The organism is Halorubrum sp. F4, assembly GCF_027257195.1.
Taxonomy (GTDB): Archaea; Halobacteriota; Halobacteria; order Halobacteriales; family Haloferacaceae; genus Halorubrum.
In genome coordinates this window covers 225877-252835 of the sequence record NZ_JAPDFS010000001.1, presented here as the reverse complement: position 1 = coordinate 252835, position 26959 = coordinate 225877, and the positions used below count along the sequence as shown (strand labels likewise).

The window sequence follows — 26959 nt, the reverse complement described above, 5'->3', positions numbered from 1 at the left end:
CACGGAGCCCGGCCGAACGGCGTAGTGTTCGCCGCGTGTCGAACTGATCTATATTCGTGGATCAAACGTCGAACAGAGAGGGTAAAGCTTACACTACTATGCGGATATCCGTCGCGCATGACGGAAACCGTACTCCTCGTCGGCGGCGGCGGTCGCGAGCACGCCATCGCCCGCGCGCTCGCCGACGACTGTTCGCTGTACGCCTGCGCGAGCAACCGAAACCCCGGCATCCGCCGGCTCGCCGACGGGTTCGAGACGGTCGAGGAGACCGACGCCGTCGCGATCACCGAGTTCGCGACCGAGATCGGCGCGGACCTCGCGGTCATCGGCCCCGAGTCGGCGCTGGCGGCCGGCGTCGCGGACGCGCTCGACGATGCCGGCGTTTACGCGTTCGGTCCACGGCAGGCGGAGGCGCGCCTGGAGACGGACAAGGCGTACCAGCGACGGTTCATGCGCGAAGCCGACGTACCCGGGTGTCCGGACTTCGAGGTGTTCGACGACATGGACGCCGCCTGCGCGTACATCGACGAGTACGACGGCGACCTCGCGGTGAAGCCCGCCGGCCTCACCGGCGGCAAGGGCGTGAAAGTGATCGGCGACCAGGTCACCGCCGAGGAGGCGAAGGCGTACCTCCGCGACGCCGACTACGATCGGGTCGTCCTCGAGGAGCGGCTGGTCGGCGAGGAGTTCACGGTCCAGGCGTTCGTCGCCGACGGGGAGTTCCGCGCGACGCCCGCCGTTCAGGACCACAAACGGGCCTACGAGGGCGACGAGGGGCCGAACACGGGCGGGATGGGTTCGTACTCGGACACCGGAAACGCACTTCCGTTCATGGAACCCGGCGACTACGAGGACGCCCTCGACGTGCTCGACGCCGTCGTCGACGCGCTCCCCGACTACAAGGGCGTCCTCTACGGACAGTTCATGTTGACCGCGGACGGACCGAAAGTCGTCGAGTTCAACGCGCGCTTCGGCGACCCCGAGGCGATGAACACGCTCCCGGTTCTCGAGACGCCCTTTATCGACGTGTTGACCGCCGCACGCGACGGCGACCCGCTGCCGGCGCTCGCCTTCTCCGGCGAGGCGACCGTCTGTAAGTACGCCGTGCCGGACGGATACCCGACGAACCCCGACAGCGGGGCGCGTATCGCGGTCGACGAGGACGGCGTCGGCGACGCGCTGCTCTACTACGCGAGCGTCGACGAGCGCGAAGATGGCCTCTACACGACCACGTCGCGGGCGTTCGCGGTCGTCGGTCTCGGTGACTCCATCGCGGCCGCTGAGGCGGAGGCGGACGAGGCGCTGTCGGCGGCCGGCGATCGCGTTCGGATCCGCCACGACATCGGGAAGCCGGAGCTGCTCGAGGAGCGGATCGAACACATGACCGAACTTCGCGAGTAGTTCGGGCTCGGAGCGGACGAACGAGGGGAGCCGAAGCTGGAGTGGAACCCGAGTGGCGAACAGGCGGTCGTCCTCCACCTCACGGCGGTCGACCGCACATCCGCCCGGGCCTGCCGTGAGCCATCGAGGTGTCGTGGACGCTCTGGTGCCGGCATCGGGTTTAAACTCTCGTCGGCGCGACCGAACGCGGCAGCGACCCTTTTAATGCCGCCCTGCGAACGGTCCGACGTGAGCGACGAGAGCATGGATGGCGCGAGCGACCGAGCGAACGACGAGGGAGACCGGACGGATCCGAACGGGAAGCGCGGGACGCGCGCCGACGGCCTCGAACGCCATCGGACCGACGGCGTTCGGAACTCGCTGTGGTCCTGGCCCGAGGCGAAGTCGCCGCTCGTCGTCATGCGCAACTACGTCGTGATCGTGCTCGCGCGGATCTCGCCGAGCCTCCGGCTCAAGAACCGGCTCCTCTCGTGGATCGGGGTGACGGTCGGCACGGGCGTCTCCTGGGGGCTCGAGTCGACGCCGGACGTGTTCTGGCCCGAGCGGATCACCGTCGGTGACGACGCGATCGTCGGCTACGACGCCACGCTGTTGTGCCACGAGTTCCTCCAGGACGAGTACCGCCTCGGCGACGTGGTGATCGAGGACCGCGCGATGATCGGGGCGGGCGCGGTCGTTCTCCCGGGGGTCACGGTCGGCGAGGAGGCGCGCGTCGCCGCCAACTCGCTCGTGACGGAGGACGTCCCGCCACGGACGACGGTGGCGGGCGTTCCCGCCGAAGTCGTCTCCCGAGTCGCCGCCGGGGAAGCGGGAGTTGCCGCCGCGGAAGCGGGAGACGAGTAGGGGGCACCCGGTCAGTTCTCGTCGGTCTCGTCGACTCCGTCGGCACCGTCCGCGTCGACCCCGTCACCTGAACCGTCGCTCTCGGCTTCCGCCTCGACGATGTGCGCCTCGGTGCTCACGGCGTCGAGGTCCACGCCGACCTCCTCCGCGACGGCGTCGAGGACCGCCCGCTGTTCCGTCATCTCGTTTTCGAGCGCCTGGACGCGCTCAGAGGTGTCGAGAACCGTCGTCTGCGTCTCCTCGACCTCAGTCCGGAGTTCGTTGATCTTCTGGTACGTGCGCTCCGCCTTGTCGGCGAGCGTCTGGATCTTCTTCGCCGTGTCGCCGAATCCCATACCGGCCCCTCGCGCCCACGACACCTGTGTTTTTCCGTTTGGTCCCGGTTCGTGTGCTGTCGGGGTCGGCGCGGTCGACATCGCCGGCACTCCGCGCGACGGTGGACTTTTGTCCGAACCCGGCGAGGGATCGATGTGAGCGCAGACCGGATCCTGTTGACGAACGACGACGGCATCGACGCCGTCGGCCTGCGAGCCGTCCACGACGCGCTCGACGACGACTACGACGTCGTGACGGTGGCCCCGACCGGCGACCGCTCGTCCGTCGGTCGGGCGCTGTCGGACGACGTGCGTGTCTCGGACCACGAGCTCGGCTACGCGGTCGACGGCACTCCGGTCGACTGCGTCGTCGCGGGGTTGGACGAACTCGTCCCCGACGTCGATCTGGTCCTCGCCGGCTGTAACGAGGGGGCGAACCTCGGATCGTACGTCCTCGGACGCTCCGGGACGGTCTCGGCGGCCGTCGAGGCCGCGTTCTTCGGCGTTCCCGCGGTGGCGGTCTCCATGTACGTTCCCGGCGGCGACGACTGGTGGAAGACCGATCTGGAGCCCGCCCAGTTCGAGCACGCCGCCCGCGCGACGCGGTACCTCGTCGACAACGCGTTCGAGGCGGGGGTCTTCGAGGAGGTCGACTATCTGAACGTGAACGCGCCGATAGCCGACGGCGATTCCGCCCCGATGCGGGTGACGCGTCCGTCGGACTGGTACGGAATGACCGCCGAACACGACGGAAACGGCGGAGTCACCTTCGACGACCCGATCTGGGGTCGAATGACCGAGGCGGACGTGCCCGACTCCGTCGGCACCGACCGGCGAGCCGTGGTCGACGGCGAAGTGTCGGTCTCCCCGCTCACGGTCCCGCACGGCGTCGCGTCGAACGGCGCGCTCGACGGGCTCGCGGAGCGGTACGGGGACCAGTGACCCGGGAGGAAAACTCCGCTCGAGCGTCGCTCGCCGCCGTTGCCGAGCGTCACTCGCCCCCGTTGCTGACGGTCACCTGTGCCTCGCTGATGACGCGGTCACCCATCTCGTAGCCGGGCTCGTACACCTCGTGGACAGTGCCGTCGGGCTGGTCGCTGTCGACCCGGAGCATGACCTGGTGACGCGCGGGGTCAACCTCCTCGCCCGGCTCCGGCTCGATCGGCTCGACGCCCTCGTCGGCGAGTACCTCGTCGAACTTCTCGAGCGTCGACTCCACGCCGGGGCGAATGTCGCTTCCCTCCTCCTGTTCGAGCGCCCGCTTGAGGTCGTTTCGGACCGGCGCGATCCGTTCGACGAGCGATTCGGACGCCCGTTCGCGGATCTCCTCCTGCTTGCGTTTGGCCCGTTGCTTGTAGTTGCTGAAGTCGGCGCGGACGCGCGCGAGCTTGCTCGTCAACTCGTCGACCTCCTCGCGGCGCTCGTCGAGTTCCGACTCGAGATCGGCCACCTCCTCGGCAAGCGTCTCGTCGTGTTCGGCGACGCGGTCGGCGAGCGTGGACTGGTCCGAATCGGCGTCACCTGCGTCGCTCTCGTCGCCGTTCCGGGCGGCCGCAGCGTCCGCGTCGGCCGCATCGTCGCCGACTTCGGCGTCCTCCGCAGTCGCCTCGGGTTCTCTCGGCGATCCGACCTCGACGGCGTCTTCGTCGCTCATGTTCGATCGAAGGCCGTGGGCGTGTATAAGCGTTGTAGAACGCGATCGAGGGGAGTTCGAATGCCGCGGCCTACCGCGCGCACGACTACAGAATCCCATCCGGCCGGGCCCGTCGTGACTTGCCGGGTTACTTACCCCGTCACGGCATACTCCCGACGATGACCGCACCGAACCGGAACACGCTGTGGGCGCGGGCGATCGTGGACGAGCTCGTCGCCGCGGGCGTGGACGCCGTCGTCGTCTCGCCCGGCAGTCGCTCGACGCCGCTGACGGTCGCCGCCGCGCGACACGAGGACCTCCATCTGTTCTCCCAGCTCGACGAGCGATCGGCCGCCTACTTCGCGCTCGGACGCGCTCGGCGGACCGGCCGCGTGACGCCGCTGATCTGTACCTCCGGCACCGCCGCCGCCAACTACCACCCCGCGGTGATGGAGGCGGACAACGCCCGGGTGCCGCTGCTCGCGCTCACCGCGGACCGCCCGCCCGAACTCCGCGACTCCGGGGCCAACCAGACCGCCGACCAGGAGAAGCTGTACGGCGACGCGGTCCGTCTCTACAAGGACCTGCCGGAGCCCGCGGCGGCCGACCGCGCGCTCCGATCGCTCCGGACGACGGTCGACCGTGCGGTGGCGACCGCGGAGGGCGTGGACGCCGGCCCCGTCCACCTCAACGTCCCGTTCGCGAAGCCGCTCGAACCGACGCCGGTCGAGGGGGACGTGCCCGACGACCTCGATCCGAGCGCGACGAACGGTCGGGACGGCCCCTACGTCGACGTGACGCCCGGATCGCCGGAGCCCGAGGAGACGGCGCTTCGCGAACTCACGGAGGCGCTCTCCGTGGATCGAGGACTGATCGTGGCCGGCCCCGCCGATCCGCCGGGACTCGATCCCGAGGCGGTGACGGCGCTCTCACACGCAACCGGCTACCCCGTGCTCGCGGACCCGCTCTCGGGGCTTCGGTTCGGCGGCCACACGCGAGTCGCACCCGTGATCGGCGCGTACGACGCGTACCTCTCGGCGGCGGTCGCGGGCGACGGATCGGCCGCCGACGGCTGGACCGACCCCGAGGTCGTCCTTCGTCTCGGCGCGTCGCCCACCTCGAAGCGACTCCGGAAGTACCTCGCCGGCACCGGCGCGGACCAGTACGCGGTCGACCCCGCCGGACGGTGGCGCGAGGCGGAGTTCGCCGCGACCGACCTCGTCGTCGCCGAGCCGAACCGGCTCTGTGCCCGGCTCTCCCGACTCGTCTCCGGGGGCGGGGGCGATCCCGGATGGCGCGAGCAGTGGGAGACGGCCGACCGGGTCGCCCGCGAACACCACCGTGGCGATCGGAAGATCGAGGGGACCGGTGAGGGGTCCGCCGGGTTCCACGAGGGTGACGTGCTCCGCGTCGTCGCCGAGGACGTCCCGGACCCGTCGACGCTCTTCGTCTCCAACTCGATGCCCGTCCGCGACCTCGACCGGTTCGCCCCGCCCTCGACGACGAACCTCACCGTCCTCGGCAACCGCGGCGTCTCCGGTATCGACGGGATCGTCTCCAGCGCCCTCGGCGCGGGCTCGGCCACGACCGACGACCTCACGCTCGTCGTCGGGGACCTCGCGCTGTATCACGACACCAACGGCCTGCTCGCGATCGACCGGTGTGACGTCGACGTCACGGTCGTGCTCGTCAACAACGACGGCGGCGGGATCTTCCACGCGCTCCCGATCGAGTCGTTCGACCCGCCCTTCACGAGCGAGTTCAAGACGCCGCACGGGCTCGCCTTCGAGCCGGTAGCCGACCTCCACGGGCTCGCGTACGCCCGGATCGACGCGCGGCCGTCGTCGGAGACGACGGATCCGACGGACGCGCTCGCGGAGGCCTACGGACGCGCCCGCGACGCGGACGGCTCGCACCTGATCGAGGTCCGGACCGACGCCGAGTCGAGCCACCGGACCCGCGAGCGGCTGGCGGCGGCGGTCGAGCGCGCGGTTCATGGTGAGTGAACGACAGGCGGTGAAACGAGACGGTTCGTCCCGTTCCGGAGTCACCGCATCTCGTCCATGTCATCGGTTCGCAACTCCTCGAGGCGTTCCTCGCCGTACCGGTCGTCCGCGGCCTCGTGATGTCGGTGAAGCCGGTAGGCGGCTCGAAGACGCTCCTCGTCGTCCGTGATCGCCCAATACGGACGCTTGTGTCGCACGAGGTCTCGCTCCTTCAGCCGCGAGAGGATCGCGCTGACGGCGTCCGTATCCAATCCGAGTCGATCGGCGATCGTCGCCGCCTTCCACGCGTGGTCGTCGTTCTCGTCGAGGAACGACACGATCCGCTCGGTGTCGTTCCGTTCCTCGAACTCGTCGTCGTCGGCGTTCTCGAACTCGTCGATATCGATGGTGCCGCTCGACATGGACCGGTATTGGTACCGTTGTACCATAGTTATTTGGAAATTTGCTACTTGGATGTTTGTTGGCGGACGGTCGAAGGCATCGAATCCGGAGAGGGTCTCGCTCCTGCGGGTGCGAACGTTATTAGTCGACGACCCGCCTACTCCGACCGTGCAGGTCGTCGGATACGAGGCGGGCGGAGTCGACGGGGACGGAGCCGAGAGCGACGCGGCCGAGAGCCGGACCGCCGCGGTCGCCGGCGGACTCTACGTCGCCGACGGCGGCGAGGTCGAGTACGTCGCCGCCGATCCCGGCAGCGAGCTCTCCTTCGGGCTCGGCGACCGGCGGTGTGCCGGGACGGTCCACGAGGGGAGCCACGTCGCCTGCGACGCCCCCGCCGCGCCGTACTGCGAGGCCCACTCGGACGTCTGGGTGTGCGCCCGGTGTACCGGAACGTGTCTGAAAGACGAGATGGACTGCCACGAGGAGCACGCGATGTACCTCGCGGCGTTCGCCCCCGACACGTTCAAGGTGGGCGTCACCCGGTTGTGGCGTCTCGGGACGCGGCTCCGCGAGCAAGGGGCCGACCGCGCGGCCCACGTCCGGACGTTTCCCGACGGCCGGGTCGCCCGCGAGGTCGAGGCCGAACTCGCGAGCGGGGCGGACCTCGTCGACCGGGTCCGGGTGCCGACGAAGCTCGACGGGTTCGGGCGGGACGTCGACGCCGGGGCGTGGGAGGAACTGCTCGACCGGTTCGACCCGATCGAGCGGTTCGACTTCGAATACGGACTCGACCTCGAGGATCGACCGGTCGCGGAGACGATGGCGGCCGGGACGGTGCGGGGCTGGAAGGGGCGGGTACTGGTGCTCGATCGAAACGGGTCGACGTACGCCGTCGACGCCCGCGATCTGGTCGGCTACGAACTGATCGAGGAGGTTCCCGACCGCGACCTTCAGTCGAGCCTTGGTGCGTTCGGCGGCTGATACGGGCGGGGCGGACCGTCACGTCCCGAGACCGTCGGTCTCACGTCCCGAGACCGTTGACGGTTATGAATCGACGGACGCCGAGGTACGCCACGGCGGCGAAAACGGCGTAGACGGCGACCGCGAGCGTCGTCGCCGGGTCGGCGCTGTCGATCGCGAGCCGCGCCACTGCGTTCGTGGGACCGCCCGCCACCGCGGTCGCGCCGCCGAACACCACGAGCACGGCGACCGAGTAGAGGAACTGCGCGGCCCGGCGGTCGGGCGCGGCGGCCGCGATCGCCGCGGCGACCCCGACGACCAGCGTCGTCAGCGCGGTCATCAACGCGAGGATCGTCGGGACGTTGGCGACTGGAGTTCCGTTGAGTTCGAGCAGCAGCAGCCAGAGCAGGGCCTGTCCGGGCGCGATCGCGACGGCCGCGAGCGCCTTGCCGTCGACGATCTCGCCGATCGTCACGGGCGCGACCCGCAGGAGTTCGAGGGTCCCCTCGTCGACCTCCTCCGTTATCGAGTCGACGACGAGCGACCCCGAGATGAACACGGGCAGGAACACCAACACCGGGATCAACACCGTGTAGGTGAACGTGAAGTACGGGCTGGTGCCGGTCAAGTCGGGCAGGGGAAGCGGGGACTGACTCAGCGAGTCCGCACGCTCGACGCGCTCGGTTCGCTCGTAGGCCTGGAGGAGGTCCCGTAGCTGGACGACGATCACCGTTGTCTCGACGGTGGCGTCGGGCGCGGTCACCGCGACCGATATCCCGCCCCCGTCGTCGCGGGTCACGATCGCCGCCGCGTCGGCGGCGTTGTGGTCGAAGGCGGCCCGGGCCGCCGCCGGGTCCTCGTAGCGTGTCACCGACGCGCCCGGTACCTCCGCGGCCGCGCGTTCGAGCCCCTCGACCGCGTCGCCGGCGGCCGCCACCTCGATCTCCGCGCCGTCGAGCGCGCCGGGATCGTACATCGAGACGAGCCCGACGACGAGGAACGAGGAGAACGCCGCGATAAACAACTGGATCCCGACCGCGAGCAGGATCGTCTTCTCCGCGCGGAGCCCCGCGATCTCCCGGCGGGCCACGGTGAGTCGGCTACCCATGGACGCTCACCACCCCGAAGTTGTACGCGGCGTGAAGCAACGTCGCCGCCGCGAGCGCCAGCACGTAGAACGTGCGGTTCCGGCGTGCGCCGACCGCCGACAGCGACGCGGTGACCCCGTGGAGAGCGAGCGGTGCGAGGAAGAGCCCGGCGAGAACGAGCGGCGGGAGCCCAGTGAGGCCGGCGACGGATCCGAAGGCGGCCCGGCCGACGTACAGCTCCGTGAGCCCGACCGCCTGGACGACGGCGGTCGCCTTCTCCGCGAGGAAGAAGCCGAGCCCGGAGGCGGATCCGACCGCGAGCGCGACCCGGTCGGTCCGGGCAAACACGCCGCGCTCGAACCCGGCGTAGAGGTGGACGCTCTTGGCGACCTCCTCGACGAACGCGATGACGACGAGCAGGACGGGGATCGAGACGGTGACGGGCAGCGCGAAGAGGACCGCGACCGCGAGCAACTCCGCGACGAAGACGAAGGGGATCGTACACGCGGTGAGGAACGCGACCGCGACGAGCCCCCGAACCCGTCCCGGGAGCCGGGCCGCGATCCCCGTCGGCGTCGACTCGCGCACCCCCTCGCCGACCGCCGAGAGCCGGACCGCGAGCGCGTCGAGGAACTTGCGGGTCACCGGCTTCTGCGTGAACAGGTCCTCCTCGCGGTACACGCCGAGCCCGAGCCCGAAGCAGAGAGCGGCGGTGGCCGCGGTCGGTCCCGTCGCGAACAGGAACTCGCCGACTGACACCGACTCGTTCTGGAGGTCGAAGACGACGAGCGTGAGCGGCGAGATCAACGCGACGGGCGTCACGTTCGTGAATATCGCCGGGACGAACGCGTAGGAGGTGAGGAGGACGCTCACCGCGACCGTGACGAAGGTGAGCTCCTTGAACGACCGCGCGAACACCGCGCCGACGAAGGTGGCGCCGAGGAACGTCGCCGCGATGGGCAACACCGCGAGCACGGAGATCGCTCCGCCGCCGACGACGAGCGCGATCAGGGAGGTAACGGCGACCGCGACCGCGACGTACGGGAGTGTCTTGCCCGCGACGATCTCCGTCGGCGACAGCGGCGTGACGAGGAGCGGCTCTCCCCGCCGGTTGGTCCGCTCGTCGAGGACCGAGGAGCCGTACGCCTGCGTGAGGAAGTTCATCGGCACGAGGAACGCGAACGCCAACACGAGCGACGCAAACGGGAACGGCGGCGTGATCGACCCGGGAGACCCAGTCAGATCCGCGCCGAACGCGCCGCCGCCGATCGAGGGGACGGCGAGTCCCCCGGGTCCGTCATCGGTGCCGAAGGGCCACCACCCGTCGTTGCCATCGCTGTCAGCGTTGCCGCCGTCGACGCCGTCACCGCTGCCGCCGGCGTCACTGTCGCCGCCGCCGTCGCTGTCGCCGCCGTCGCCGCCAGTACCGGCGGAACCGTCGTCGCTGACGACGTCGCCATCGCCGCCATCGCCGGCTCCGCCACTACCGCCGTCGCCGGACACGCTTCCGTCCACGGTACCCGTCTCTGATGAACCGCCGTCGGCACCGCCTCCGTCGGAGCCGGTGTCATCGGTTTCACCGTCGCCGCTCCCGTCGTCCGTTCCCGATATCTCGCCGAGCGTTTGCCCGTCCTCGAACGTCGATCCGCGGCTCGCGTACCGGAGCGTGACGGTCACCGGGAACGCCGTGGTCCCGTTCGGCTCCGCCGCCATCAGCCGCTCGTTGTGGGCCTCGACCGCCTCCTCGAACGACGCGGCGGCCGCCTCCCCCTTCGGCGTGTCGACCGTACGAACGATCACCCCGACCGGTTCGTCGCCGCCGTCGGTCCGGACCTCCCGAACGAGCAGGTCGGCCGTCGATCCGAGCGTCGCCTCCTCGGCCGGTACGGCGGTCAGGGCGGGTTTGGCCTCGACCGCGTCCGCGTACGGCGACCCCGGGTCGACGCCAACCCGATAGACGTCCCGGTCCACGTCGAGTCCGACGGCGCCGGTGGCCGCGCCCACGCCGAGGACGCCGCCCGCGACGACCAGGAGCGCTAGCGCGGTCAGAAGCGTACGTCGGTCGACGCCGCCCGTCGCCCGCGACGCCTCCCACCTGGCGACCCGAAGAACGCGCCGGGACCGACGAGAGACTCGTCGGAGGTGGCGGCCTAGGCGGCGGATCACTCGGCCCCCCCGCTCGTCGACGTCTCGGCCCGCTCCCTGCGATCTCCGTCACGCACCCGGCCTTCGGGCGTGTCACCGTCCTCGTCGGCATCGGACCCTCCTCCCCGCCGACGCCCCGGCATCGGTCGTCCCACGAGGTCGAGGAACACGTCCTCGAGGCTCGGCTCCCGGGTGCGGATGTCGACGACGGTTCCGTCGGCGTCTGACGCCGCCGTCCGCACCCGATCGACCGCGTCCATCGACGGGACGACCGTGCGGTAGCGGTCGCCGACCTCCTCGGCGGTTCCGATGTCGGCTGCCTCGGCGTCACCGACGTCGGTTTCGGCTTCGTTCGCGCCGGCCTCCGGTTCCACGTCGGTGTACACGTGGTACGTCGTCTCGCCGTGTCGCTCGCGGATCTCGTCGACGGTGCCGCGGGCGACGATCCGTCCCTCGTTCATGATGACGACACGGTCACAGACCGATTCGACGTGATACAGGTTGTGTGCGGAGAACACGACGGTCTTGCCCGCCGCCCGCAACTCGCGAGTGAACTCCAGGACGGAGTTCGTCGTCACCGGATCGAGCCCGGACGCGGGCTCGTCGTACACCAACACGTCGGGGTCGTTCACCAGCGAGCGCGCGATGGCGACCTTCCGTTTCATCCCCTTCGAGACGTCACCGAGCCGGCGGTCCCGGTGGTCGAGGTCCAGCCTGTCGAGCGCCCGCTCGATCCGTTCGTCGGCGACGGAGCGGGGCACTTCGTAGAGGTCGGCGAAGAAGCGGAGGTAGGAGATCGCCGTCATCTCCTCGTACAGCGGCGACTCCTCGGGGAGGAAGCCGAGATGGTGCCGCATCGCCGGCTCGGTGGTGTCGTATCCCGCGACGCGCGCCTCGCCGGCGGTGGGCTCGATCAGCCCGGCGAGGATCTTCAGCGTCGTCGTCTTGCCCGCGCCGTTCGGACCCACGATCCCGAACACCTCGCCCTCCTCGACCGTGAAGGTGCTGTCGACGACGGCCGAGAAGTCGCCGTACGTCTTCTCGAGGCCCGCGACCTCTATCATGGGCTCGGGTCCGGCGGGGGCCGGGTTAAACCCACGCCCGCGGGTATCAACCGCGAGAACGTCGTTGCGGTCCCGCCTTCCTCCATCCTCCCTCAATCGTCCGCCCAGGCGTCGCCGTGTGCCCGGTAGCCGTCGAACTCGCCGCGGTCGATCTCCCGTTCGATCTCGCGTTTCGTCTCGCGGTCCAACTCCAGGAGGTGACAGAGCGGGTGACCCGGCGCGGCGACCGGGTTCTCGAGCGCGCCGAGGATCAGTCCGTCGAAGGGCGCACGCACGACGCGCTCCTCGGTCTTGAAGTGGTCCGTCACGGTACAGATCGGGTCGTCCTCATGGACGAGCGGGTACGGTCCCCACTCCATCTCGACGAGCCCGCCCGTGTCGGCACGAATCCAGCGTTTGGTGGTGTCGGCCGCGGTCGACTCATACCATCCCGGCCAGTGGACCGGCTCGTCCGGGAGGACGCCGTACTCGGCGAGCACGCTCTCGACGCCCTCCAGCGCCTTCTCGATCAGGATCGACTGGAACCGATGGGCGCGTCCCATCTCGACGGTGACGGTCGGGATCCCGTCCGCGGTCGCGACCGACCGGAGCGACCCGGGATCGCCCTCTCCGTAGAGCACCACGTTGGTCGCGAACGCGCGGGCGAGTCGCTCGACGCCCGGATCCTCGAGGTCGGCGCGGGCGTGGTAGATCGTCGTCCGATTCCGAGTCGACGTGTGGAAGTCGAGCCCGAGATCACACGGCGAGACGAACCGACGGTATATCTCGTGAGCCATCCGCTCGGTCGTGTTCGCTCCCGCGCGGCCGGGGAACGACCGGTTCATGTCCTGGTCGTAGATCGGCGTGTACCGCTGTTGGGCCTCGAACGCGGGGACGTTACACGCGTGGAGACAGACCAACGTTCCGTGGAGCTCGCCCGGCTCGTACCGGTCCGAGATCTCCTGGACGACCTTGACGCCGTTGAGCTCGTCGCCGTGGATCCCGGCGCTGAAGAAGACGGTCGGACCGCCGTGTTCTCCGTTGATGACGGTGACCGGAACCCGGATCGGGTCGCCGAGGTAGCTCTCGCCGACCTCGTAGCGGACGTGACGTTTCTCGCCGGGGGCGACCTCGGCGTCGTAGCGGAACGGTTCGGGGTCGGGCGACGGTTCCACATCCGGCGGGGGTTCGCTCATGCGGGCCCGTCACACGACGTCGGTAAAACCTCTCGGACGACGACGGGCCGGACGATCGGCGGTACCCTTACGGCACCGGTTCGAGAAGGAATCGGGTATGAGCGAGGGATCGACGGGAGACGACGGGCCCGAGTCGGTCGCGGACTCCACATCGGCGTCCGAACGCGAGTCCTCTCCCCGATCCGACATCGATCCTGCCGTCGCGGCGACGGCCCGCGAGGAGCTGCGGACCACGTTCACCTATCAGGTCGAGCGCCTCCGCGAGATCGACACCAAGGCCATCGAGATCCTCAAGGCCAACCTCGTGCTCATCGGGATCGTCGTCACCGGCGGCTCGATCGTCGTCCAGACCGAGTTCGACCTCGGCGGCTTCCTCAATCCCTTCACGCTGGCCGGCGGGGTACTACTCCTCGTCTCGACCGGGGTGGCCGCCGTCACGTATACCGCCTCGGACCTCCGCGGCGGGTTGAGCATCGCCGACGTGGACGCGGTGATCGCGGCCGAAGGGGCGAACTCCGGGGGTGACACGAGTGACCGCGAGCCCGGATTCGACGAGCGCCTGCTCCGCAGCTACGCCGAATGGATCGACTACAACGCCCGAGTGACCGCGGTCAACGACCTGCTCGCGACGGTGACCGTCCTCCTGGTCTTCCTCGCGTTCGTCTACGTCGTCGCCGGCGTCGCGGTCGGGGCGGCCGGGCTCTCGGCGACGGCATCGTGGCTTTCGTTCGCCGCCCTGACGGTCGTCGGCGGCTGGTTCACCTGGCTAGCCGCGCACATGGACCACCTCGGTCCGGAGACGAGACATTCGGCGGCGTCGTTCGACGGCGTCCAGCTCTCGAAGGGGGCCGACCGGACGGAGGCGTGGACGTCCCTCCGGGCGATGCTCGGAAGCGAACCGCCGGCGGAATCGTCGCCGGTGGAGTCATCCGTGGTGGGGTCCCCTGGATCGAGCGGCGAAAACGGAGGTGAGGAGAGCGGAGGCGGGGAGAGCGGAGGGGAGAGCCGAGGCGGGAAGGACGGCGCGGAGAGCGGCGACGCGGAACGCCGCGAGAGATAGCTACTCCTCCTCTTCCTCCGCTTCGACCGGTCCTCGACCTCGCTCCCAGACGGCCCTCGCCGAGGTGTCGTTCGGGGCGGTGTGTGAGACGTCCTTCATCGTGTCGCGGTCGGCGTCAGTCATCGTGGGACCGGATAGCGCGAATCCACGTATTAACGCTTCGGCGGGGTAGATAACGAGACCTAATATTGTATAAGGTTCCGTGCGGTGGCTCAGTTTCCGTAGCCTCGTTCGAAGGGGTCGATCTCCTCGGAGCCGGGTTCCTCCTCGTCGCGGGTGAATCCGGGGCCGCCGGTCGCGAGTTCGAAGACGAGCCCGTCGGGGTCGCTGAAGTAGATGCTCTTGAAGTAGGTCCGGTCCTTCACCTCGCTCACGTTGACGTCCTGCTCGCGGAGGTGTGACTGCCACTCGCGGAGCGTCTCCTCGTCTTCGACGCCGAACGCGAAGTGGTGACTCGCGCCGGGACCGGGATTGCCCCTGGAGTCGGGATACTCGAAGTACGTGACGTTCGTGCCCGGTTCGCCCTCCGGCGTCGGCGAGAAGTAGTAGTGGGGCGTTCCCGGATCGTCGTAGTTCTGGGTTCGCTTGACCGTGTGCCAGCCGAGGACGTCCTCGTAGAACGCGACGGTCTCGTCCATGTCGGTACAGATGTTCGTCACGTGGTGTAGTCCGGTGGTCGGTGGCGCGTCGCCCATACCCGGACGTGAACGTCCATCGTGAAAGGTATTGGCAGGGCGGTAGGAATCGATCGGATCGCCGGCATCGCCGCCCCCGTCGACGGCGGGCGTCCGGAACGGCTCTAGAAGAAGCCGACGCCGAGCGCGTACGGCCACGCAGTCCCGCCGACGGCGAGCAGCGCGAGCGACGCGCCGGCACCGTAGAGGTTCTTCAGGAAGCCCGTCATCTCGTTCTGGCGTTCCTCGGGGTCGTCCACCGACCAGAAGTCGTGCATCGTCACGGCGGAAACGAGGAGGAAGACGGCGAGGCCGCCGGCGGCGACGACGGGATACACTCCGGTCGCGATGCCGAGCCCGCCGAGCACTAACAGGAGCCCGGAGGCGATCACCGAGAAGCGCGGGGCCGGCAGACCCTTGAACTCGGCGTAGCCGGCCATCGTGTCGACGTCCATGAAGTGGTTGAGGCCCATGAACGCGAGGGTCGCGCCGAACAGCAGGCGACCGAGCAGGAACAGTTCGCCGGCGAACGGCGTGTCGATCTGGAGCGGTAGCGTCGTGATTTCAGCTATCATCGTGTAACTACGTGTACGAACGCAACCTATATATCGCTTCCCGGACAATTGGGTTAGTAGGTAACACCGATGTCATCACAGGACCTCGCGGGGGCTGACCCCACGTCGGCGGCGGAGCACGAGGACGAGACGATCGACACGCCCTGCCCGATCGTCGACTCGATCGAGCAGATCGGCTCGCAGTGGCGGCTCGTCGTCCTCTACGAGCTACAGAACGGCGAGCGGCGGTTCAACGAACTCAAACGCGAGACCGACGCGAACGCCCGTACCCTCTCGCGAGTGCTCGACGACCTCCAGGAGTCCGGGTTCGTCGACCGCCGGATGGAGGAGGACGCGCCCGTCGCGACCTACTACAGCCTCACCGACAAGGGCGACTCGCTCGCGCCCGTCTTCGAGGAGATCGACGAGTGGGCCCACGAGTGGCTCGCCGAGTGTAACGCATAGCCCCCTCCAACCCCTCACGACCCCACCTCGTCTCGACCCTGTCCTCGCCCCGTTTCCACCCCACGTCTCCACCCCGTCCGATCCCCTTATATTCCTATTAACACCTCTCGCATCATCCGAGTGACTATACGAAGTCTTGAAGTAGTCTTTCCAGTTATACACAGGTAAGATGGCGAAGTCCAACAAGTTCACCGTCGTTTCCGAGCAGAACGATCACGATCACGCCGCAGTACGTGCACATCCACGCAACGAGACGTACCACATCGTCGACTACGCCGACGGGACCGCTCGCGACCGCGTCGCCGACCTCCCCGCCGGTTCAGTCGTCCGGATGGAACTCTCGCGTGCGGGCCGCCGGAGCAACGTCTGGTGTGCCGAGTCGGTTCACGTCGCGGAGACCGACGGCGGGGTTGACGTCGCGGAAGTCGAGAGCTGAACGGCCGAGAAACTGCCGAAATCGGTCGGTCAGTCCCGGTCACTGACCGCCGACGTTCCTCCTTTCCGGCTTCGCCGGACCCGCGGTCGAGATCCGTTTCTCGACGCGTTGCCGCGGCGAGTCCCTATTCGTCGGGTGTGAGTCGGGGATTCGTCACGGCGCCGATCGACGCCGAGGAGAAGTCGCGGCCGTACTTCGCGAGCACCCCGCCCTCGTAGGGAGGCTCCGGGGCCTCCCAGCCCTCCGCGCGCGCCTCGAGCTCCTCCTCGGAGAGGTCGACCGTCAGGTCGCGGTTCGGGATGTCGACGGTGACCCGGTCGCCGTCCTCGAGGAAGCCGATCGGGCCGCCGACCGCCGCCTCCGGGGCGACGTGGCCGATCATCGGGCCGCGCGTCCCGCCCGAGAAGCGCCCGTCGGTGAGCAGCGCCACGTCCTCCTCGTGGCCCGCGCCGACGACGGCGGCGGTCACGCCGAGCATCTCACGCATGCCGGGACCGCCCGTCGGTCCCTCGTTGCGGATGACGATGACGTCGCCGGACTCGATCTCGCCGGACTGGACGTACTCCATGGCGTCCTCCTCGTTCTCGAAGATCCGCGCCGGCCCCTCGTGGTAGAAGGCGTCGTAGCCGGTCACCTTGAGGACCGCGCCGTCGGGCGCGAGGTTCCCGTCCAGGATCTTGATCGCGCCCTCCGCCTCTTTGGGATCGTCGACGGAGTAGAGGAAGTCGGCCTCGATCTCGTCGTCGTCCGGGAGTTCGCCGTCCGCCTCGAGCGCTTCGAGTTCCTCCTCGACCGTGCGGCCGGTCACGGTCATCGCGTCTCCGTGGATCAGGTCGGCCTCCAGCAGGCGACGGATCACGACCGGGACGCCGCCGATCTCGTGGAGGTCGTTCATCACGCGCGAGCCGCCGGGCTGGAGGTCCGCGATCTTCGGCGTCCGTCGGGAGATCTCGTCGAAGTCCTCGATCGAGAGGTCGACGTCGGCCTCGCCGGCGAGCGCGAGCAGGTGGAGGACCGCGTTCGTCGACCCGCCCATCGCGGTCTGGATCGCGATGGCGTTCTCGAAGGACTTCCGCGAGAGGATATCGGAGGGGCGGCGGTCGTTCTCGATACAGTCCATGACGAGCTCGCCGGCCTCCGCGGCCACCTCGTAGCGCTCCTCGTCCTCGGCGGGCGGGGAGGCGGACCCGAACGGCGCGAGCCCGAGCGCCTCCGAGATCGACGCCATCGTGTTGGCGGTGAACATCCCGCCGCACGAGCCCGCGCCGGGGCAGGCGTGTCGCTCGAGGTCGTCGAGCTCCTCGCCGCTCATGTCGCCCTCGGCGTACGCGCCGACGCCCTCGAACACCTGGACGATCGTCACGTCGCGACCGTCGTGCTGGCCGGGCATGATCGAGCCGCCGTAGAGGAAGACGCTGGGGAGGTCCGTCCGGATCGCCGCCATCATCATCCCCGGCAGGTTCTTGTCACAGCCCGCGACCGTCACGAGCGCGTCCATCCGCTCGCCGAAGGAGACGAGCTCGACGGAGTCGGCTATCACCTCCCGGGAGATCAGGCTCGCCTTCATTCCCTCCGTCCCCATCGAGATGGCGTCGGAGATGGTGATCGTCCCGAACTCGATGGGCATCCCGCCGGCGGCGTCGATCCCGTCGAGGGCGGCGTCGGCCACGTCGTCGAGGTGGACGTTACACGGCGTGATGTCGGCCGCGGGGTTCGGCACCCCCACGATCGGCGAGGAGAGGTCCTCGTCGTCGAACCCCATCGCGCGGAACATCGACCGGTGGGGGGCCCGGTCGGCACCCTCCGTCACGTCCCGGCTCCGGAGGTCCTCGTCCTTCTCGCCCGCGAATCGGTCCGAATCGCCCTCGCGCCCGCGGGAGCGTTCCTCCTCGTCGGGCCGCGGCTGCTGTTCGCTCATGGTTGACCGTGTCGCTCGGGGGTCTTAAACGAACTCACCCGAACAAGTCCGTCCGGAAACGAGTCGTCAGGACCCGCGCCACTTGTGGCCGCACTCGACGCAGGTGAACAGCCGGACCTCGTAGGAGCCGCCCGGCTTCGGCATCATCGCGTAGTAGGCCCGATCGCTGTCGCAGTCGTCCGCCGGACAGGGCTCCTGCATCGTCTCCGTGGAGCCTTGGGTCGCGTCGGCCACGGCGGGTGCCCCGTCGTCCCGCTGTCCGTCCCGGGTCGCCATCGCCGCTTCCGCTCGCGGGTCCCGCGGCTCCTCGTTCTCACAGGAGCGGCACACCCACGCCTCGCCCTCCGTGTGCATCATCGAACCACACTCGTCGCAGAATTGCATACTACGTGGAGTACACGGGTGCCGGATAAATGTGTTAACTCCCGACCCGTCGTGGCTCTCGGAACCTCGAAGAGATCAAAGACACGAAGGACCCTTCACGAGTCGCTCCCGTCCGTCTCCGAGCCGCCGGTCTCCAACTCGCCGCCCTCCCGCTCCCATTCGGTCAGGCTCCCCTCGTAGAAGGCGATCTCCGGGTAGTCGAGCGCGCGGAGGACGGTGTAGGTGTGGCTGATCCGGCGCGCGGTGTTACAGTAGAGGACCACGCGATCGTCGGGGTCGATCCCGCGCGCTCCCAACAGCTCCCGCAGCTCCGCCTCCGGCCGAACCGTTCGGGCGTCGGTGTCGACGAGCTCGCGCCAGTCCAGCCGGACCGCGCCGGGGATGTGGCCCTCCTCGTACTCCCACTCCTCGCGGGTGTCGACGATCGTCGCGTCGGGGTCGTCGACCGCGGCAGCCATCGTCTCGCGGTCGATGAGCGGACCGTCGGTCCGGAAATCGGCGGGATACGGGTCGTCGGTGGCGTCGTCGGGCTCCTCGTCGGGCTCCTCGTCGGCTCCGTCCGGCGCGTCGGTCGTCGTCGGTTGTGAGCGGTTCCAGACCGAGTAGTCGCCGTCGAGCAGGTGGAGCCTCGCGGGGTCGTGGCCGTACAGTTCGGCGGTGACGAGGAAGCGCGCCGCGAAGACCCCGTGGGTGTCGTCGTACGCGACGACCTCGTCGTCGGGGGCGATCCCGGCCGACTCGGCGATACCGGCGAAGACGTCCGCGCCGGGGAGCATGCCGGCCTCGGCCGCGCCGTGTTCCTCGGCGCGGAACGTGTCGAACGGGACGTTCACTGCACAGGGGACGTGGCCGATACCCTCGTACTCCCAGGCGTCGCGGACGTCGACCACGGCGACGTTCGGGGCGTCGAGCCGCTCGGCGAGCCAGTCGACGTCGACGATCCGGTCGTTCATGTCTCGTCGTTCGGAGCCGTCGGTTTAACCCCTCCCTTCCGGGCGATCGCTTCCGCGCTCGGGTCCAACGGGAAGATGTTGCCGCGATCGGCGAGGAGCGGCCGAGCGTGCCGTGAGGGTGGGGGATATACGGGGTCGACCCGTACGGATGGGTGTAATGAGCGATTCCGATTACGCGAACGACGTGCTCGTCTCGGCCGACTGGGTCGAGGAGCGACTCGACGAGTTCGAGAGCGACGACTCCGACCTCCGACTGGTGGAGGTCGACGTCGACACCGAGGCGTACGACGAGAGCCACGCACCCGGAGCGATCGGCTTCAACTGGGAGACCGACCTCCAGGACCAGACCACTCGTGACATCCTCGAGAAGGAGGACTTCGAGGCGCTGCTCGGCGATCACGGCGTCACCGAGGACTCGACGGTCGTGCTGTACGGCGACAACGCCAACTGGTTCGCGGCGTACACCTACTGGCAGTTCAAGTACTACGGCCACGACGACGTGAAGCTGCTCGACGGCGGCCGCGAGTACTGGCTCGAGAACGACTACCCGACGACCGACGAGGTCCCCGAGTATCCCGCGGTGGAGTACGAGGCGTCCGGTCCGCGCGAGTCCATCCGCGCGTACCGCGAGGACGTGGAGAACGCGATCGACCGCGGGCTCCCGCTCGTGGACGTTCGCTCGCCCGAGGAGTTCAGCGGCGAGGTCCTCGCCCCGCCCGGACTCAACGAGACCGCCCAGCGCGGCGGCCACATCCCCGGCGCGCGGAACGTCTCCTGGTCGGTCGTCACGAACGACGACGGGACGTTCAAGACGGCCGACGAGCTGCAGGAGATCTACGCGGAGTACGACATCGACGGCGACGAGACGACCGTCGCCTACTGCCGGATCGGCGAGCGCTCCTCGGTCGCGTGGTTCGCGCTCCACGAACTGCTCGGGTACGAGGACACCGTCAACTACGACGGCTCCTGGACCGAGTGGGGTAATCTGGTCGGCGCACCGATAGAGAAGGGCGAGGCCGAGTGACGTAGGAACGAGGCCTCGAATCGTAGCGGCGACGGAGGAGCCGCGGAGAAAGGCGAAGTCGACGACTGAACGAAGTGAAGGAGTTGACTTCGGAATATCGAACGGGGAGCGAAGCGACCCGTGAGAAGGGCGAGGCCGAGTGACGAAGGAACGAAGCCTCGCTGTCGACGACTGAGCGCAGCGACCGCGAATCCGTTCTTTCGATGCCGACCGTCGCATACAACTACCCGGAGACGGTACCAATGTGCATGACCCCTGAGGAGTTCATCGAGGCCGTCCGCGACGACAACGAGACCGCTCTCTCGCGGCTCGGATCGTCGAAGTCGCTGTTCGCGGACACGGCAGGCGAGATGGAGCCCGAGGCGGTGCTTTCCGCCGCGGCGACCGCCGAACACCACGCGGCCGAGACGTACGAGTCGTGGGCGGAGGACGAGACGGGCGAGGTCGCCGAGGCGTTCGCGGAGACGGCCCGCGAGGAGCGCGCCCACTACGACACGGTCGCCGGCGAACTCGACGACCACGATCCCGGCGAGACGCCGGCGATCCAGTCGTACCTCCGCGGGCTCGACGACGCCGTCGAGCGGCTCGGCGGCTTCGTCGGGCGGACGCTCGCCGCCGAGAAGTCGAAGACGCAGGTGACGGGCTTCTTCGTCGGCAACGCGGACCCACAGACCGCGGGCCTGTTCCGGTCGATGGGCGACGACCTCGACGCGCAACTGGAGCGGGCGAGCGATCTCCTCGCGGCCGAGTGCGGGGACGACGAGGCGGCATGGGAGCGCGCCCGCGAGGCCGCTGGCGGTGCGATCCGGGCGGCCTACGAGGAGTACACCGACCGACTCGAGTCGATGGGCGTCAACCCGAAGCCGGTCTGTTGATCCAGGCGGCGAGACGGCGGAGACGAACCGATCGCGGATCGGCATCCCTTTTCGGTCCGGCCGCGGACGGGAGCCCATGGAGACCAGCAGTCGGGGCGACGAGGAACGCGGCGGCTCGGAGCGGGCCGGCGTCGCGCTCTTCGTCGACGGCCCGAACGTGTTGCGCGCGGAGTTCGACGTCGACCTCGACGACGTTCGCGAGGCGGCGGAGGCCGAAGGACAGCTCGTGACGACGCGGCTCTACCTGGACGAACACGCCACGCCCGGGCTGATCCAGGCGGCGGAGGCGCGCGGGTTCGAGGTCGTCGTGACGAGCGGGGACGTGGACGTGAAACTCGCCGTCGACGCCGCTCGGTTCGCCGCCGAGGAGCGGATGGCGACGCTCGCGATCGCCTCGCGCGACACCGACTTCAAGCCGGTCCTCGAGACGGCCAACGGGTACGGCATCCGGACGCTGGCGATCGCGCCGGGCGAGTTCGGCCGGTCTGACGCCCTCCGGAACGCCGCCAGTGACTCGGTAACGCTCGACGGGGACGTCCGAGACGAGGTCGACGGTGGCGGAAGCACCGAGACGAACGGGACGAACGGAGGCGACGAGGGAAACGGGACCCGTGGTGGCGCTGACGACGGAAGCGACCGCCACGAGGACTGACCCGTCGCGTCTCTCTCCGACTACTCCCCGACTACTTTCCGAGCACTCCTCAAGCGCTCCTCGCTTCCGATCGCGATCGGCTATCGATCGTTTCGGGATCGGCGATCCGCCCGAGCCCGCCAGCCGTCCCGCACACGGCCGACGAGGATCGCGCCGGTCCCGCTGACGAGCGAGACGGCGGCGACGATCCCGACGCCGGCCGGCACGACCCCGAACCGGGCGACCGCCGTGTCGACGCCGAGCTGGAGGTGGCCGAGGAACGGCACCGCGAACAGCGCCTTGGCGTGGATGAGCTCCTCGTGGACGATCGGCGCGATCCCGGCGCTCTGGTCGTACTCGCCGTTGGCGTCGCCGTACGTCACGTACCCGTCGTAGGGAGCCGGGCAGGCCGCGATGTCGGCACAATCGGCGCCCGCGAGCAGATCGGGGTCGGCCCGATCCGTCCAGTCCTCTCCCGCAGTCACGCGGAACGCGACCCGGTGGAGTATCGGCTGGTTCGGGTCGACCGGGGAGGAGTAGACGACGACGTCTCCCTCGCCGCCCAGGCGTGTCGGCGGATCCGGGGAGTCGCTGCCGGCGATATCGTCCCAGGGGAATCGGTCCGTCGCGGTGACGACGACGAGGTCGCCCCGCTCGACGGACGGCTCCATGCTCCCGCTCTCGACGGCGACGAGCGGGGGCCACACGCCGACGACCGTCACGAGGAGGAGGGCGACGACGAGGACGGTGGCGGGGGGCCCGAACCGCTCTCTCGGACGGCGGATCACGTGTCGTTGGGAGGCTGGATCGGACTTGAGGTTGTCGGCGGGGACCCCTTCGATGACAAGACATTAGGTTCGCCCCGGAGTGGTGCCGGTATGAGCGAACGGACTCCTCCGCTCCACGGCGTTCACGAGACGCGCGGCGCGACGTTCACCGACTTCGGCGGGTGGCAGATGCCCGTCGAGTTCGACTCGATCCGCGAGGAGCACGCCGCCGTTCGCGAGGCGGTCGGCGCGTTCGACGTCTCCCACATGGGCGAGATCGAGGTGTCGGGCCCGGACGCGACGACGCTGATGAACCGACTGACGACGAACGACGTGACGGCCCTGGAGCCGGGCGACTCCCAGTACGCCGCGATCACGAACGAGGAGGGGACCATGCTCGACGACACGGTCGTCTACCGGCTCCCCGACGGCGTCGAGGCCGGAAGCGCGACCGCGTCGCTGTCGGGGCTCGACGACGAGACCGACGGCGACCTGGACGCGACGAGCGGCGAGCCCGCGTACCTCCTCGTCCCGAACGCCGGTCACGACGGGGAGGCGATGGACCGCTGGGTCGACTACCGCGACGGGAACGACCTCGACGCCGCCGTCGCGAACACCACCGCCGACTGGGCGATGTTCGCGGTCCAGGGGCCGGAGGCGGTCGACGCGATGGACGACGCGGCCGCCTCTCCCGAGGCGATCACGGGACTGTCGAAGTTCCAGGCAACGCTTGCGACGGTCGGCGGCGTCGCGAGCTGGGTCGCCCGCACCGGCTACACCGGCGAGGACGGCTTCGAGGTGATGTGCCCCGCGGCGGACGCCGAGGCGGTCTGGTCGGCGTTCGACGTCCAGCCGTGCGGGCTCGGCGCGCGCGACACCCTCCGGATGGAGATGGGGTTCCTGCTGTCGGGTCAGGACTTCGACCCCGACGAGGAGCCGCGAACGCCGTACGAGGCGGGGATCGGGTTCGTCGTCGACCTCGACACCGAGTTCGTCGGCCGCGACGCGCTGGCGACCCAGCGGGCCGACGGGGGACCGGACGAGACGTTCACCGGGGTCAAACTGCTCGAGCGCGGGGTCCCACGAAGCGGCTACGCCGTCACCGACGGCGACCTGACCCGGATCGGTCACCTCACCTCCGGGACGATGAGCCCGACGCTCGGCGAGCCGATCGGGTTGGGCTACCTCCACGAGGAGTACGCGGAGCCGGGGACCGAGGTGAGCGTCGTCGTTCGCGGCGACGAGAAGCGTGCGGAGGTCGTCACTCCGCCCTTCCTCGACCGATAGAGCCGAACGCGGGCGTCGTCGCGGATCCGAGGTCGGGAGGCGACGACGCCGTCACGCCCCGACACGCTTAACTCCGAAACCCGTCGAACGTGCAGTAATGAGTACCGACGCGCCGAGCGACGCGGGGTCCGGCTCCGACGCCGACGCGGAGTCCGAGGCGTTCGTGGACGCCTGCGAACACCTCGTCGACCGGATCCTCGCGGGCGACGTCGACCGCGAGAGCCTCGAGTCCGCGAAGCTCGACGCCTGCTCGGAGTTCTCCTCGCCGAAGGTGCCGAAGAACACCGAGATACTCGATCACGCCCCCGCCGAGGCACGCGACGACGTGATCGAAGTGGTACGCCGAAAGCCGGTTCGGACCGCTTCGGGCGTCTCGCCCGTGGCGATCATGACCTCGCCGAAGCTGTGTCCCCACGGGAAGTGCCTCTACTGTCCAGGCGGGCCGGCCTCCGAGTTCTCCTCGGCGCAGTCGTACACCGGCCACGAGCCCGCCGCGGCCCGCGGCGAGCAGAACGACTACGACCCGTACGGGCAGGTCACGCTGCGGCTCGAGCAGCTCCGCAAGATCGGCCACCCGGTCGACAAGGTGGAACTCATTCTGATGGGCGGGACGATGACCGCGCGCTCGCACGACTACCAGGAGTGGTTCGTGAAGCGGGCGCTGCAGGCGATGAACGACTACGACCTCGAGAAGGATCCCGAGCCCGCCGAGGGCGTGTCGTTCGCGCCCGCTCCCGAGGAGACCGAGTTCGAATACCTCGAGGACGTGATCGCCGAGAACGAGACGAACGCGATCCGCAACATCGGGACGACCTTCGAGACGAAGCCCGACTGGTGTGACCCCGAACAGATCGACCGGATGCTCGATCTGGGCGGGACCAAAGTCGAGGTCGGCGTCCAGACCACCTACGAGCGGATCAATCGCGAGATGCACCGCGGGCACGGCAACGAGGCGAGCCGGAACGCCAATCGGCGCCTGCGCGACGCCGCGTTCAAGGTCGGGTTCCACATGATGCCCGGCCAGCCCGGGATGACGAGGGAGATGTGTATCGAGGACTTCCGCCAGCTGTTCGAGAACCCGGACTGGCGGCCGGACTACCTGAAGATCTACCCGACCCTCGTCGTCGGCGGGACGCGGGTGTACGACCGCTGGCGGCGCGACGAGTACGAGCCGCTCTCGAACGAGGAGGCGGCCGACGTCGTCGCCGAGGTCATGGACCTCATTCCGAAGTACACGCGGCTCCAGCGGGTTCAACGCGACATCCCGGCCGACTTCATCGAGGGAGGCGTCTGGAAGTCGAACCTCCGCCAGCTCGCCGACCGGCGTGCCGAGGAGAAGGGGATCGTCCAGCGGGACATCCGCGCCCGCGAGGTCGGCCACAACGACGCCGATCCCGACCCCGACGACGTCGAACTCTCGGTCACGACCTACGAGGCGGGCGGCGGGACCGAACGCTTCATCGCCTTCGAGGACCCCGTCCGTGACCTGCTGATCGGGTTCTGCCGCCTGCGGTTCCCCTCCTTCGCGCCCGGTCAACCCGGCGCGCCCGGCACCGAGGACGACGCGGTCCGGCGGGAGCTCGAGGACGCCGCCTTGATTCGCGAGCTCCACGTGTACGGTAGCGAGGTCGCGCTCGGCGGCGACGGCGACTGGCAGCATCGGGGGTACGGCCGGAAGCTCATCGAACGGGCCGAGGAGCTCGCCCGCGAGGCCGGCTACCGGAAGGCGACCGTCATCTCGGGGATCGGCGCGCGCGAGTACTACCGGAACGAGCTCGGATACCACCAGGACGGACCGTACGTTTCAAAGCGGCTTTGAGCCACCGGAAGGGCTAACTCGTGGGTCGGCGATCGTTCCGTCATGGCCCTCCACGCAGTCGATAACGTCGAACGAGCCTTCGGCGTCACCCGGGAGTTCCTGACCCCGATCGACGCTCGACGTTGGCTGAGACTCGCCGTCGTCGCGTTCTTCGTCGGGGGCGGCGTGAGCCTCCCGTCGGCACAGTTCAACGCCTCTACCCCGTCCGAGGGGATCCCCGTGAACGAGCTCCCGGCCTCCTTCCCGGGTACCCTTCCGGCCGATCCCCTGGTGATCGTCGCCGCGCTCGTCGGCGCCGCCGTCCTCCTCGGGGCGCTGTTCGCGCTCGTCGGCGCGGTCATGGAGTTCGTCCTGATCGAGTCGCTCCGGACCGGCGAGGTGTCGATCCGTCGCCACTGGCGTCGTCGATGGCGACAGGGACTCCGACTGTTCGTCTTCCGGGTCGGGATCGGGCTCCCGATGCTCGCGCTGGTTCTCGGCTGGATCGCCTTGGTCTTCGTCCCGATCTTCACCGGACGTGACCTCGTGATCCCGTTCGTGGCGTTCCTCGCCGGCATCCCGGTGTTGTTCGTCGTCGGCGTCGTCTACGGACTGCTATCGGGATTCACGACCGCCTTCGTCGTCCCCCTCATGATCCGGTTCGATTCGGGAGTCCTCGCGGGGTGGCGGCGGCTCTGGCGGTCGATCACGGCGGCGTGGAAACAGTACTTGGCCTACGCAGTGATCGCCTTCCTGTTGACCGTCGCCGTCGGGCTAGTCGCCTCGATCGCGGTGGGGATCGTCGCACTCCTCATCGCCACTCCGTTCGTCGTCGCGGCCGGGATCACGCACGTCGCCGTCTCCCTCTCGTCGACGGTCGGGTTCGCCGTCCTCGTCGGCCTCGGACTCCTGTTCGGGCTGGCGATGCTCGTCGTCTGGGCGATCGCGCAGGTCCCGGTGGTGACGTACCTCCGATACTACGCGCTCCTCGTTCTCGGGGACGTCGACGACTCGTTCGACCTCGTCTCGGACTGGCGGGAAGCGGTCGACGATCGACCGTCCGAGAGCGATGACCGATCGGCCGAACCCGGAGAGCGATGACCGATCGGCCGAATCCATGACG

General features: G+C 69.1%; 28 protein-coding genes. 14 read left to right on the top strand and 14 right to left on the bottom strand.

Annotated elements, in window-relative coordinates; all coding sequences use genetic code 11:
- Nucleotides 1-117 precede the first annotated feature (117 nt).
- Both purD and OKW78_RS01280 read left to right on the top strand, forming a co-directional pair.
- On the top strand, nt 118-1401 hold the full coding sequence (purD, locus tag OKW78_RS01285) for a phosphoribosylamine--glycine ligase (RefSeq protein WP_281193532.1): 1284 nt from the start codon (nt 118-120) through the stop codon (nt 1399-1401).
- A gap of 243 nt (nt 1402-1644) precedes the next feature.
- On the top strand, nt 1645-2244 hold the full coding sequence (locus OKW78_RS01280; protein WP_303653784.1) for a DapH/DapD/GlmU-related protein: 600 nt from the start codon (nt 1645-1647) through the stop codon (nt 2242-2244).
- An 11-nt stretch (nt 2245-2255) separates the two neighbouring features.
- On the opposite strand, the gene OKW78_RS01275 is transcribed toward OKW78_RS01280, so the two are convergent.
- Nucleotides 2256-2579, bottom strand: coding sequence for a DUF5798 family protein (locus OKW78_RS01275; RefSeq protein WP_281193530.1), 324 nt, complete (start codon nt 2577-2579; stop codon nt 2256-2258).
- A gap of 135 nt (nt 2580-2714) precedes the next feature.
- Between OKW78_RS01275 and surE the strand changes: the two genes are divergently transcribed.
- The gene (surE, locus tag OKW78_RS01270; RefSeq protein ID WP_281193529.1) at nt 2715-3500 is read left to right on the top strand and encodes a 5'/3'-nucleotidase SurE; all 786 of its coding nucleotides are present in this window, start codon (nt 2715-2717) and stop codon (nt 3498-3500) included.
- A gap of 49 nt (nt 3501-3549) precedes the next feature.
- Here surE and OKW78_RS01265 read toward each other — a convergent pair whose 3' ends face one another.
- Nucleotides 3550-4212, bottom strand: coding sequence for a nucleotide exchange factor GrpE (locus OKW78_RS01265; RefSeq protein ID WP_281193528.1), 663 nt, complete (start codon nt 4210-4212; stop codon nt 3550-3552).
- A 158-nt stretch (nt 4213-4370) separates the two neighbouring features.
- Between OKW78_RS01265 and menD the strand changes: the two genes are divergently transcribed.
- Nucleotides 4371-6197 carry a 2-succinyl-5-enolpyruvyl-6-hydroxy-3-cyclohexene-1-carboxylic-acid synthase gene (gene menD, locus OKW78_RS01260; RefSeq protein ID WP_281193527.1) on the top strand — a complete coding sequence of 609 codons (1827 nt, stop codon included), beginning with the start codon at nt 4371-4373 and terminating at the stop codon, nt 6195-6197.
- 41 nt (nt 6198-6238) lie between these two features.
- Here menD and OKW78_RS01255 read toward each other — a convergent pair whose 3' ends face one another.
- Complete coding sequence (locus OKW78_RS01255; RefSeq protein WP_281193526.1) at nt 6239-6598, bottom strand: helix-turn-helix domain-containing protein; 360 nt, start codon at nt 6596-6598, stop codon at nt 6239-6241.
- 148 nt (nt 6599-6746) lie between these two features.
- On the opposite strand from OKW78_RS01255, the gene OKW78_RS01250 reads away from it, so the two are divergent.
- The gene (locus OKW78_RS01250) at nt 6747-7559 is read left to right on the top strand and encodes a DUF2797 domain-containing protein (protein WP_281193525.1); all 813 of its coding nucleotides are present in this window, start codon (nt 6747-6749) and stop codon (nt 7557-7559) included.
- A 40-nt stretch (nt 7560-7599) separates the two neighbouring features.
- Here OKW78_RS01250 and OKW78_RS01245 read toward each other — a convergent pair whose 3' ends face one another.
- From OKW78_RS01245 to OKW78_RS01230, 4 genes are all read right to left on the bottom strand, one after another.
- The gene (locus OKW78_RS01245; protein ID WP_281193524.1) at nt 7600-8646 is read right to left on the bottom strand and encodes an ABC transporter permease; all 1047 of its coding nucleotides are present in this window, start codon (nt 8644-8646) and stop codon (nt 7600-7602) included.
- The gene (locus tag OKW78_RS01240; protein WP_281193523.1) at nt 8639-10792 is read right to left on the bottom strand and encodes a PrsW family intramembrane metalloprotease; all 2154 of its coding nucleotides are present in this window, start codon (nt 10790-10792) and stop codon (nt 8639-8641) included. Before OKW78_RS01240 ends, OKW78_RS01245 begins: the two co-directional genes overlap by 8 nt.
- On the bottom strand, nt 10789-11835 hold the full coding sequence (locus OKW78_RS01235) for an ABC transporter ATP-binding protein (protein WP_281193522.1): 1047 nt from the start codon (nt 11833-11835) through the stop codon (nt 10789-10791). Before OKW78_RS01235 ends, OKW78_RS01240 begins: the two co-directional genes overlap by 4 nt.
- A gap of 92 nt (nt 11836-11927) precedes the next feature.
- Nucleotides 11928-13010 (bottom strand): succinylglutamate desuccinylase/aspartoacylase family protein, encoded by a 1083-nt coding sequence (locus OKW78_RS01230; protein WP_281193521.1) that lies wholly within the window; start codon nt 13008-13010, stop codon nt 11928-11930.
- Between the two features lie 97 nt (nt 13011-13107).
- Here OKW78_RS01230 and OKW78_RS01225 point away from each other — a divergent pair, with 97 nt between their 5' ends.
- A complete protein-coding gene (locus OKW78_RS01225) occupies nt 13108-14070 on the top strand; it encodes a hypothetical protein (protein WP_281193520.1) in 963 nt (320 codons plus the stop codon).
- Here the strand turns inward: OKW78_RS01225 and OKW78_RS01220 are convergent, their stop codons facing one another.
- From OKW78_RS01220 to OKW78_RS01210, 3 genes are all read right to left on the bottom strand, one after another.
- Complete coding sequence (locus OKW78_RS01220) at nt 14071-14193, bottom strand: hypothetical protein (RefSeq protein WP_275263145.1); 123 nt, start codon at nt 14191-14193, stop codon at nt 14071-14073.
- 89 nt (nt 14194-14282) lie between these two features.
- The gene (locus OKW78_RS01215; protein WP_122104889.1) at nt 14283-14765 is read right to left on the bottom strand and encodes a VOC family protein; all 483 of its coding nucleotides are present in this window, start codon (nt 14763-14765) and stop codon (nt 14283-14285) included.
- A 104-nt stretch (nt 14766-14869) separates the two neighbouring features.
- Nucleotides 14870-15319 carry a DoxX family protein gene (locus tag OKW78_RS01210; RefSeq protein ID WP_281193519.1) on the bottom strand — a complete coding sequence of 150 codons (450 nt, stop codon included), beginning with the start codon at nt 15317-15319 and terminating at the stop codon, nt 14870-14872.
- Between the two features lie 69 nt (nt 15320-15388).
- On the opposite strand from OKW78_RS01210, the gene OKW78_RS01205 reads away from it, so the two are divergent.
- Nucleotides 15389-15763 (top strand): helix-turn-helix domain-containing protein, encoded by a 375-nt coding sequence (locus OKW78_RS01205; RefSeq protein WP_281193518.1) that lies wholly within the window; start codon nt 15389-15391, stop codon nt 15761-15763.
- A 169-nt stretch (nt 15764-15932) separates the two neighbouring features.
- Nucleotides 15933-16199 carry a hypothetical protein gene (locus OKW78_RS01200; RefSeq protein WP_281193516.1) on the top strand — a complete coding sequence of 89 codons (267 nt, stop codon included), beginning with the start codon at nt 15933-15935 and terminating at the stop codon, nt 16197-16199.
- A 124-nt stretch (nt 16200-16323) separates the two neighbouring features.
- Here the strand turns inward: OKW78_RS01200 and ilvD are convergent, their stop codons facing one another.
- The 3 genes from ilvD to OKW78_RS01185 form a co-directional block, all read right to left on the bottom strand.
- Entirely contained in the window at nt 16324-18117 is a 1794-nt protein-coding gene (gene ilvD / locus OKW78_RS01195) for a dihydroxy-acid dehydratase (RefSeq protein WP_281193515.1), read from the bottom strand.
- Nucleotides 18118-18183: 66 nt separating this feature from the next.
- The gene (locus OKW78_RS01190) at nt 18184-18501 is read right to left on the bottom strand and encodes an RPA12/RPB9/RPC11 RNA polymerase family protein (RefSeq protein ID WP_281193514.1); all 318 of its coding nucleotides are present in this window, start codon (nt 18499-18501) and stop codon (nt 18184-18186) included.
- Nucleotides 18502-18596: 95 nt separating this feature from the next.
- Entirely contained in the window at nt 18597-19454 is an 858-nt protein-coding gene (locus OKW78_RS01185) for a sulfurtransferase (RefSeq protein ID WP_281193513.1), read from the bottom strand.
- 157 nt (nt 19455-19611) lie between these two features.
- Here OKW78_RS01185 and OKW78_RS01180 point away from each other — a divergent pair, with 157 nt between their 5' ends.
- The 3 genes from OKW78_RS01180 (at nt 19612) to OKW78_RS01170 (ending at nt 22005) form a co-directional block, all read left to right on the top strand.
- Nucleotides 19612-20478, top strand: a complete 867-nt coding sequence (locus OKW78_RS01180) for a sulfurtransferase (protein ID WP_281193512.1) — start codon at nt 19612-19614, stop codon at nt 20476-20478.
- A 248-nt stretch (nt 20479-20726) separates the two neighbouring features.
- On the top strand, nt 20727-21353 hold the full coding sequence (locus OKW78_RS01175; protein ID WP_369335027.1) for a ferritin family protein: 627 nt from the start codon (nt 20727-20729) through the stop codon (nt 21351-21353).
- Between the two features lie 76 nt (nt 21354-21429).
- Nucleotides 21430-22005: an NYN domain-containing protein gene (locus OKW78_RS01170; RefSeq protein ID WP_281193510.1), complete on the top strand. Its 576-nt coding sequence runs from the start codon at nt 21430-21432 to the stop codon at nt 22003-22005.
- Between the two features lie 80 nt (nt 22006-22085).
- On the opposite strand, the gene OKW78_RS01165 is transcribed toward OKW78_RS01170, so the two are convergent.
- The gene (locus OKW78_RS01165; protein WP_281193509.1) at nt 22086-22772 is read right to left on the bottom strand and encodes a S26 family signal peptidase; all 687 of its coding nucleotides are present in this window, start codon (nt 22770-22772) and stop codon (nt 22086-22088) included.
- 90 nt (nt 22773-22862) lie between these two features.
- On the opposite strand from OKW78_RS01165, the gene gcvT reads away from it, so the two are divergent.
- From gcvT to OKW78_RS01150, 3 genes are all read left to right on the top strand, one after another.
- Nucleotides 22863-24038, top strand: a complete 1176-nt coding sequence (gene gcvT / locus OKW78_RS01160) for a glycine cleavage system aminomethyltransferase GcvT (RefSeq protein WP_281193508.1) — start codon at nt 22863-22865, stop codon at nt 24036-24038.
- Nucleotides 24039-24135: 97 nt separating this feature from the next.
- A complete protein-coding gene (locus OKW78_RS01155; RefSeq protein WP_281193507.1) occupies nt 24136-25857 on the top strand; it encodes a tRNA uridine(34) 5-carboxymethylaminomethyl modification radical SAM/GNAT enzyme Elp3 in 1722 nt (573 codons plus the stop codon).
- Nucleotides 25858-25899: 42 nt separating this feature from the next.
- Nucleotides 25900-26937 (top strand): hypothetical protein, encoded by a 1038-nt coding sequence (locus OKW78_RS01150; protein WP_281193506.1) that lies wholly within the window; start codon nt 25900-25902, stop codon nt 26935-26937.
- Nucleotides 26938-26959 lie beyond the last annotated feature (22 nt).

What these genes read in the sequence shown, in the direction of transcription:
- purD (WP_281193532.1), top strand. Translation starts at nt 118, where the DNA reads ATGACGGAAACCGTACTCCTCGTCGGCGGCGGCGGTCGCGAGCACGCC.
- OKW78_RS01280 (WP_303653784.1), top strand. Translation starts at nt 1,645, where the DNA reads ATGGATGGCGCGAGCGACCGAGCGAACGACGAGGGAGACCGGACGGAT.
- OKW78_RS01275 (WP_281193530.1), bottom strand. Translation starts at nt 2,579, where the DNA reads ATGGGATTCGGCGACACGGCGAAGAAGATCCAGACGCTCGCCGACAAG.
- OKW78_RS01265 (WP_281193528.1), bottom strand. Translation starts at nt 4,212, where the DNA reads ATGAGCGACGAAGACGCCGTCGAGGTCGGATCGCCGAGAGAACCCGAG.
- menD (WP_281193527.1), top strand. Translation starts at nt 4,371, where the DNA reads ATGACCGCACCGAACCGGAACACGCTGTGGGCGCGGGCGATCGTGGAC.
- OKW78_RS01255 (WP_281193526.1), bottom strand. Translation starts at nt 6,598, where the DNA reads ATGTCGAGCGGCACCATCGATATCGACGAGTTCGAGAACGCCGACGAC.
- OKW78_RS01245 (WP_281193524.1), bottom strand. Translation starts at nt 8,646, where the DNA reads ATGGGTAGCCGACTCACCGTGGCCCGCCGGGAGATCGCGGGGCTCCGC.
- OKW78_RS01235 (WP_281193522.1), bottom strand. Translation starts at nt 11,835, where the DNA reads ATGATAGAGGTCGCGGGCCTCGAGAAGACGTACGGCGACTTCTCGGCC.
- OKW78_RS01230 (WP_281193521.1), bottom strand. Translation starts at nt 13,010, where the DNA reads ATGAGCGAACCCCCGCCGGATGTGGAACCGTCGCCCGACCCCGAACCG.
- OKW78_RS01225 (WP_281193520.1), top strand. Translation starts at nt 13,108, where the DNA reads ATGAGCGAGGGATCGACGGGAGACGACGGGCCCGAGTCGGTCGCGGAC.
- OKW78_RS01220 (WP_275263145.1), bottom strand. Translation starts at nt 14,193, where the DNA reads ATGACTGACGCCGACCGCGACACGATGAAGGACGTCTCACACACCGCC.
- OKW78_RS01215 (WP_122104889.1), bottom strand. Translation starts at nt 14,765, where the DNA reads ATGGGCGACGCGCCACCGACCACCGGACTACACCACGTGACGAACATC.
- OKW78_RS01210 (WP_281193519.1), bottom strand. Translation starts at nt 15,319, where the DNA reads ATGATAGCTGAAATCACGACGCTACCGCTCCAGATCGACACGCCGTTC.
- OKW78_RS01205 (WP_281193518.1), top strand. Translation starts at nt 15,389, where the DNA reads ATGTCATCACAGGACCTCGCGGGGGCTGACCCCACGTCGGCGGCGGAG.
- OKW78_RS01200 (WP_281193516.1), top strand. Translation starts at nt 15,933, where the DNA reads ATGGCGAAGTCCAACAAGTTCACCGTCGTTTCCGAGCAGAACGATCAC.
- ilvD (WP_281193515.1), bottom strand. Translation starts at nt 18,117, where the DNA reads ATGAGCGAACAGCAGCCGCGGCCCGACGAGGAGGAACGCTCCCGCGGG.
- OKW78_RS01190 (WP_281193514.1), bottom strand. Translation starts at nt 18,501, where the DNA reads ATGCAATTCTGCGACGAGTGTGGTTCGATGATGCACACGGAGGGCGAG.
- OKW78_RS01185 (WP_281193513.1), bottom strand. Translation starts at nt 19,454, where the DNA reads ATGAACGACCGGATCGTCGACGTCGACTGGCTCGCCGAGCGGCTCGAC.
- OKW78_RS01180 (WP_281193512.1), top strand. Translation starts at nt 19,612, where the DNA reads ATGAGCGATTCCGATTACGCGAACGACGTGCTCGTCTCGGCCGACTGG.
- OKW78_RS01175 (WP_369335027.1), top strand. Translation starts at nt 20,727, where the DNA reads ATGACCCCTGAGGAGTTCATCGAGGCCGTCCGCGACGACAACGAGACC.
- OKW78_RS01170 (WP_281193510.1), top strand. Translation starts at nt 21,430, where the DNA reads ATGGAGACCAGCAGTCGGGGCGACGAGGAACGCGGCGGCTCGGAGCGG.
- gcvT (WP_281193508.1), top strand. Translation starts at nt 22,863, where the DNA reads ATGAGCGAACGGACTCCTCCGCTCCACGGCGTTCACGAGACGCGCGGC.
- OKW78_RS01155 (WP_281193507.1), top strand. Translation starts at nt 24,136, where the DNA reads ATGAGTACCGACGCGCCGAGCGACGCGGGGTCCGGCTCCGACGCCGAC.
- OKW78_RS01150 (WP_281193506.1), top strand. Translation starts at nt 25,900, where the DNA reads ATGGCCCTCCACGCAGTCGATAACGTCGAACGAGCCTTCGGCGTCACC.